This is a genomic window from Rhodoferax sp. OV413, assembly GCF_945881795.1.
Taxonomy (GTDB): Bacteria; Pseudomonadota; Gammaproteobacteria; order Burkholderiales; family Burkholderiaceae_C; genus Allorhodoferax.
In genome coordinates this window covers 1-4,486 of the sequence record NZ_CAMCVG010000131.1, presented here as the reverse complement: position 1 = coordinate 4,486, position 4,486 = coordinate 1, and the positions used below count along the sequence as shown (strand labels likewise).

Genomic DNA, 4,486 nt, shown 5'->3' with positions numbered 1-4,486 from the left:
ACAACTCGATCAAGCCCTACTTGATCAACGACACCGTACCCCCAGAAAAGGAACGTCTGCAGTCCCCCGAAGAGCGCGAAGAACTCAACGGCCTGTACGAGTGCATTTTGTGCGCCAGCTGCTCTACGAGCTGCCCCAGCTTCTGGTGGAACCCCGACAAGTTTGTGGGCCCTGCCGGCCTGCTGCAGGCCTACCGCTTTATCGCAGACAGCCGCGACCATGCCACCGCAGAGCGTCTGGACAACCTGGAAGACCCCTACCGTCTGTTCCGTTGCCACACCATCATGAACTGCGTTGACGTGTGCCCTAAGGGTCTGAACCCTACCAAGGCCATCGGCAAGATCAAGGAAATGATGGTCATGCGGTCCGTCTGACGCAGCGCCAAGGTGCATGCGTTTGACTGAGGCATTGATTGACGAACGGGCGTTGAGTAAGCTGCAATGGCGATGCCGCCGCGGCCTGCTGGAAAACGACCTTTTTATCGAGCGCTTCTTCCAGCTCCACAGTGCCACCCTCACCGTGCGCCACGCCGACGCTCTGTCGGCGCTGATGGAATTAAGTGACAACGACCTGCTGGATGTGCATCTGGCGCGCAAAACTCTGCCACAAGTGGATGCTGCGCTCGACCGCACTGACGTCCATGAAGTTTTGAAAATGTTAAGAGACCCTCTCTGAAAGGCGAAAGATGAAACTAGCTGACAACAAAGCCACCCTGTCGTTCAGTAACGGCAGCCCCAGCGTGGAAATGCCTGTGTATCAAGGCAACATCGGTCCCGACGTGATCGATATCCGCAAGCTTTACGCCCAGACCGGAATGTTCACTTACGACCCCGGTTTCCTCTCGACCGCTTCGTGCCAGTCCGGCATTACCTACATTGACGGCGACAAGGGCGAACTGCTGTACCGCGGCTACCCCATCGAGCAGCTGGCAACTAACGTGGACTACCTGGACACCTGCCACCTGTTGCTCAAGGGCGAATTGCCTAATGCAACTGAACGCGATGATTTCCACTCCCTCGTCACCAACCACACCATGGTGAACGAGCAGATGCAGTTCTTCCTGCGTGGCTTCCGTCGTGACGCACACCCTATGGCGGTGTTAACCGGCCTGGTGGGCGCCCTGTCGGCCTTCTACCATGACAGCACCGACATCACCAACCCGGAGCACCGCGAAATTGCCGCGATTCGCCTGATTGCCAAGATGCCCACGCTGGTAGCCATGGCCTACAAGTACGGCATCGGTCAGCCCTATATGTATCCCCAGAACAATCTGAGCTATGCGGGCAACTTCCTTCGCATGATGTTCGGCACCCCTTGCGAAGAGTACAAGGTCAACCCGGTCATCGAACGCGCCATGGATCGCATCTTCATCTTGCACGCAGACCACGAGCAAAACGCGTCCACCTCGACGGTGCGCCTGTGCGGCTCTTCCGGTACCAACCCGTTTGCGGCTATCGCGGCAGGTGTGGCCTGCCTGTGGGGACCCGCACACGGTGGCGCCAACGAGGCCTGCCTGAACATGCTGGAAGACATCCAACGCCAAGGCGGTGTCTCCAAGGTTGGCCAGTTCATGGAGCAGGTCAAGGACAAAAACTCCGGCGTCAAGCTCATGGGCTTCGGTCACCGCGTGTATAAAAACTACGACCCCCGCGCCAAGCTCATGCAGGAAACCTGCAATGAAGTGCTCGAAGCATTGGGTCTGCAAAACGACCCGCTGTTCAAGCTGGCCAAGGAGCTGGAAAAGATTGCCCTGGAAGACGATTACTTTGTCCAGCGCAAGCTCTACCCCAACGTAGACTTCTACTCCGGGATCGTTCAGCGCGCCATCGGCATTCCTGTGAACCTGTTCACCGGAATCTTCGCCCTGGCCCGCACCGTCGGCTGGATCGCCCAGCTTAACGAAATGATTGGCGACCCCGAATACAAGATCGGCCGCCCTCGCCAGCTGTTCACCGGCTCGGTGAAGCGGGACGTGGTGCCGCTGGACCAACGCTAAGCTGCGGTAAGCGACCTCCAAATCGCCACCCGAACCCCGCAGCCTCACAAGGCCGCGGGGTTTTTTTTCAACACGCCGCCACGCCCTGAAAACGATTTACGCATCTGCCGGACCAGGCGGGAGCGCCTAAAATCAGCCCCTCCGAAGGAAGAACATGGCACGCACGCTTTACGACAAACTCTGGGACGACCACGTCGTCCATACCGAGGACGATGGCACCTCCATCCTCTACATTGACCGCCATTTGGTGCACGAAGTCACCAGCCCGCAGGCCTTTGAAGGGCTGCGGGAAGCAGGTCGCAAGGTCTGGCGCATCAGCTCCATCGTGGCCACCGCCGACCACAACACCCCGACCACCGGCTGGGAACTCGGTTACGACGGCATCACCGACCCGACCAGCAAAGAGCAGGTGGTCACGCTGGACAGCAACATCCGCGAATTCGGCGCGGCGGCGTACTTTCCGTTTCTCTCGAAGCGGCAGGGTATCGTGCACGTCATGGGGCCGGAGAATGGCGCCACCCTGCCCGGCATGACGGTGGTCTGCGGCGACTCGCACACCTCCACCCACGGCGCATTCGGCGCCCTGGCGCACGGCATCGGCACCAGCGAAGTCGAGCACGTCATGGCCACCCAGACCCTCTTGGCCAGGAAGGCCAAGAACATGCTGGTCAGGGTTGACGGCCAGGTGGCCCCGGGCATCACCGGCAAAGACATTGTGCTGGCCATCATCGGCACAATCGGCACCGCCGGCGGCACCGGCTACACCATCGAGTTCGGCGGTTCCGCCATCCGCGCCCTCAGCATGGAAGCCCGCATGACCGTCTGCAATATGGCCATCGAGGCAGGCGCCCGAGCCGGGCTGGTGGCAGTAGATGAAAAAACCATCGACTACGTCAGGGGTCGCCCGCTGGCCCCGGGCGCCAACGCAGCGTCACCAGAAGCCGCCGCGGTGGAGTGGGACCAGGCTGTGACCTTCTGGAAGACCTTGCACTCCGACGCCGGCGCGCACTTTGACACCGTCGTCGAGCTGGACGCGGCCCAGATCGTGCCGCAAGTGACCTGGGGAACGTCGCCGGAGATGGTGCTGGGCGTAGATGCCACCGTGCCGGACCCCGACAAGGAAAAAGACGCCAGCAAGCGCGGCGCCATCGAACGCGCCCTGACCTACATGGGCCTGGAGCCCGGCAAGCCTTTGAACGATTTGTTCGTGGACAAGGTGTTTATTGGTTCGTGCACCAACAGCCGCATAGAAGACATGCGCGAAGCAGCGGCGGTGGTCAAAAACCTGGGCCAGAAAGTGGCCAAGAACATCAAGCTGGCCATGGTTGTCCCCGGATCGGGTCTGGTCAAAGAGCAGGCCGAGCGTGAAGGGCTGCATGAGATCTTCAAGGCCGCCGGCTTTGAATGGCGCGAGCCTGGCTGCTCGATGTGCCTGGCCATGAACGCCGACCGTCTGGAGCCCGGCGAACGCTGCGCCTCTACCAGCAACCGTAACTTTGAGGGCCGCCAGGGCGCCGGCGGCCGCACCCACCTGGTGAGCCCTGCCATGGCCGCTGCAGCCGCCATCCACGGCCACTTTGTCGACATCCGGAAATTCAGCTGATCATGAAAAACTTCACCCTCCACCAGGGACTGGTGGCGCCCATGGACCGCGAGAACGTGGACACCGATGCCATCATCCCCAAGCAGTTCCTCAAGTCCATCCGCAAGACCGGCTTCGGGCAAAACCTGTTTGACGAATGGCGCTACCTGGATGCCGGCTTTCCCGGCCAAGATACCGCCACCCGCCGCCCCAACCCCGACTTCGTGCTGAACCAGCCCCGCTATGCGGGGGCCAGCATCTTGTTGGCACGCAAAAATTTTGGGTGCGGCTCCAGCCGCGAACATGCTCCCTGGGCCATCGACCAATACGGCTTTCGCGCCATCATCGCGCCCAGTTACGCAGACATCTTCTTCAACAACTGCTTCAAGAACGGTCTGCTGCCGATCCAGCTGAGCGAAGCCCAAGTAGACCAGTTGTTCAACGAAGCATTGGCTTTCCCCGGCTACCAGCTCACGATTGATCTGGAACGCCAGGTCATCGTGAAGCCACAGGGTGATGAGATCCCGTTTGAGGTGCAAGCCTTCCGCAAGTACTGCTTGCTCAACGGCTTTGACGACATTGGCCTCACCCTGCGCCATGCCGACAAGATTAAGGCCTTCGAGGCCGAGCGTTTGGCACAAAAACCGTGGCTAGCGCGCACCATGAATGCGTGAGCAGCTACTGAATTTATAGCAATCTAAGGACAACATGAAAATCGCAGTATTGCCTGGCGACGGCATCGGAACCGAAATCGTGGCCGAGGCCGTCAAGGTGCTCAACGCCCTCGACCTGAAGCTGGAAATGGAAACCGCACTCGTGGGCGGCTGCGCCTACGAGGCCCACGGCCACCCCCTGCCGGACGCCACCCTCCAGCTCGCCAAAGACGCAGACGCGGTGCTGTTCGGCGC

Annotated in this window: 6 protein-coding genes; all 6 read left to right on the top strand. The window is 60.5% G+C overall.

Annotated features, from left to right (window positions below; all coding sequences use genetic code 11):
• Positions 1–374 (top strand): 4Fe-4S dicluster domain-containing protein (locus Q0O05_RS11495; RefSeq protein ID WP_293663178.1); only part of this gene is annotated, 374 nt, incomplete at its 5' end.
• 16 nt (positions 375–390) lie between these two features.
• Positions 391–675 (top strand): succinate dehydrogenase assembly factor 2, encoded by a 285-nt coding sequence (locus tag Q0O05_RS11490; RefSeq protein ID WP_293663177.1) that lies wholly within the window; start codon positions 391–393, stop codon positions 673–675.
• A gap of 10 nt (positions 676–685) precedes the next feature.
• Positions 686–1,996, top strand: a complete 1,311-nt coding sequence (locus Q0O05_RS11485; protein ID WP_293663164.1) for a citrate synthase — start codon at positions 686–688, stop codon at positions 1,994–1,996.
• 154 nt (positions 1,997–2,150) lie between these two features.
• Positions 2,151–3,599 carry a 3-isopropylmalate dehydratase large subunit gene (gene leuC / locus Q0O05_RS11480; RefSeq protein WP_293663162.1) on the top strand — a complete coding sequence of 483 codons (1,449 nt, stop codon included), beginning with the start codon at positions 2,151–2,153 and terminating at the stop codon, positions 3,597–3,599.
• A gap of 2 nt (positions 3,600–3,601) precedes the next feature.
• Positions 3,602–4,252, top strand: coding sequence for a 3-isopropylmalate dehydratase small subunit (gene leuD, locus Q0O05_RS11475; RefSeq protein WP_293663160.1), 651 nt, complete (start codon positions 3,602–3,604; stop codon positions 4,250–4,252).
• 34 nt (positions 4,253–4,286) lie between these two features.
• Positions 4,287–4,486: isocitrate/isopropylmalate family dehydrogenase (locus Q0O05_RS11470; RefSeq protein ID WP_293663159.1), on the top strand; the 200-nt coding region annotated here is incomplete at its 3' end.